Source organism: Pseudoalteromonas sp. TB64 (genome assembly GCF_000498095.1).
GTDB lineage: Bacteria > Pseudomonadota > Gammaproteobacteria > Enterobacterales > Alteromonadaceae > Pseudoalteromonas.
Genome location: NZ_AUTQ01000108.1, coordinates 1 through 2,215, shown reverse-complemented (window position 1 = coordinate 2,215; position 2,215 = coordinate 1). Strand labels below are relative to the sequence as shown.

General features: G+C 36.7%; 3 protein-coding genes. 1 reads left to right on the top strand and 2 read right to left on the bottom strand.

All coding sequences use genetic code 11. The features are described 5' to 3' along the window. Positions 1-30: 30 nt before the first annotated feature. Entirely contained in the window at positions 31-792 is a 762-nt protein-coding gene (locus L647_RS0108065) for an IS5 family transposase (protein ID WP_024611512.1), read from the bottom strand. A 125-nt stretch (positions 793-917) separates the two neighbouring features. Between L647_RS0108065 and L647_RS1000000124945 the strand changes: the two genes are divergently transcribed. Continuing rightward, positions 918-1,616 (top strand): DnaJ domain-containing protein, encoded by a 699-nt coding sequence (locus L647_RS1000000124945; RefSeq protein ID WP_024610700.1) that lies wholly within the window; start codon positions 918-920, stop codon positions 1,614-1,616. A gap of 110 nt (positions 1,617-1,726) precedes the next feature. Here the strand turns inward: L647_RS1000000124945 and L647_RS0108055 are convergent. Further along, the coding region (locus L647_RS0108055) for a HipA domain-containing protein (RefSeq protein ID WP_024610699.1) at positions 1,727-2,215 on the bottom strand (489 nt) is incomplete at its 5' end.

Sequence of the window (2,215 nt, the reverse complement as noted above, 5' to 3'; positions counted from 1 at the left end):
TAGGGGCTGTTGATCTTTGTAGTATATATATTAATCAGCCCACATTGGTAGCCACATCATAGTAAATGCTAAAGCGAGCATGGAATGATAATTCCGTTCAAGCTTTTCATACCTTGTAGCTATCCCTCTATATTGTTTGATCCGACCAAAGGCATTCTCAACTAAGTGCCTATATTTGTACATGCACCAGTCAATATCTTCATTACCCACTAAACTGTTATCCTTGCGTGGAATAACGGGTGTAGCGCTATTATCACGAATAAACTCTCTTAGTTTTTCACTATCGTAGCCTTTATCTGCGACAACCACATTACTCGTTGGGCAATTGTCTACAAGTGACTCTGCATGGACGATATCATGCGTATTTCCACAGGATAATTCATAATAAACAGGCAATCCTCCGCTATCTACTGCAAGATGAATTTTAGTCGAATTGCCACCTCGACTCTTACCGATTGATTCATTGCCAGCGGTTCTTGCACCGCAACTATGCTGGTGAGCCCTGACAATACTGCCATCAATAAAGATCCAATCCATATCAGCATAGTGGGATAACACACGAAATAATTCATTCAAAATATCTTTTTTGGACCATAAATTAAATCGTCTATAGATAGCACTCCACGAGCCGAAATAAGACGGTAAATCTCGCCAAGGAATACCGGTACGCATCTTATAGAGTATGCCTTCGAGCGTTTTTCTATGCTCAGGCTTATTATAAATTCGACCACTTAAGTGCATTACTTTTGATAAGACATTCCATGTCGCGTCTGTTAACATTAATCTTGGCATGAGGGTTCGGTGTAACGTTTTTTAGCGAATTCAATTATACCTTATCCTCATGCTGTTTGTTTTTTATACCGCAAAGATCAACACGCCCTAGTTTAATTATGGAAATAGTCATTTAGGCAATGTAAATGAATAATTATTATAATATTTTGGGCATCAGTCCAAGTGCTGAATCTGAAGTAATAAAAGCTGCATATAGAGCTTTATCAAAAAAATATCACCCTGATGTTTCCTCCTCTGAAGTATCTAAAGTTAGAATGCAGGAAATAAATGTAGCGTATGACACTCTTTCAAATAAGGCCAAACGAAAGGCCTATGATGATGAGTTAGCTAGTCGTGGGAGTTTTGATTTCACGCAAGAAAATAAGGGCCAAGGTACCTCGTTTGAATTTGAAAGTGATTGGTTATTAGCGACAGAGTACTACCCTGAAATAGAAGCAGTATTAGAAAGGTTAAATAAGTTTAGCTATGACTTAGGGATGACTTTCAAAGTTTACTTACTTGAGTGTAAATCATTTAATGAAGCTAATAGTATTGCTTCTAAAATGGAGGATAAATTCTTAAGGACTTATTTTGGTACGCACAATCAAGTTCAAGCGCTAGCAAGGCAAGTTATTGTCGAAAATCGAAGTGAAATAGCCGCAGAGCTAAATCAAGGAGTAAAGGTATTAGGTAATTCACAAGGCTCGTTAATTTTAAGAAGAGCAAAAGAAAAATACCCTGATTATTTTAAAGAGGATAAAAACACGGATTCTGATATACCTGCTTTAGTCACCGTACTTTTTATCATCCTGTGTATTTTTATTGCAATAGCCTGCTTTATGTAAAAGGCTATTCAATAATTTCTTATATTACAGTAATATGAGGGCTAAAATTGTACTCGATATGAGCTGTAAAATACTTGTGTGAAATCGACTTTATTAATTTAGATTTGATACTACTCAAACTTTTTAATTCTGTCGTGGCGGTAGCTTTTAGTTGAATAACTAGGCGTCATTGTGCTGGATACCGAGGCTTCTATTGATGCACGTAATCCATCAAGTAGCTGTACTTCGTTAGAGTGTTTAAGGTAGTCAATAATACCGTCGCTGAGAGATTCTATTATCTCTTTGGCTTTTCTAATTTTAAAGTGTGTGCCCTCAGCCAACTTTAGTAAATAAGACACGTCTGGAAACTCTTTGCTGTTAGCTAATTTGAGTGCCATTTTATTATCGATGGTTTCGTATATTTTTGTGTGTGTTATATCAAACGGTGGTGAGAGATATATGTTTTTCATATCAGGTGTATATTGCAAGGCAAAGTTTTTTAGATGCGCATCGCCGTTACCAATTAAGCAGGTAAATACAATGTACTTGTACATCCTTTCTACTTCGGCTTGGCTGTTTGTATATAAATAAGTCGCTTTGAGTAAGGTTTCGTAGCTGCC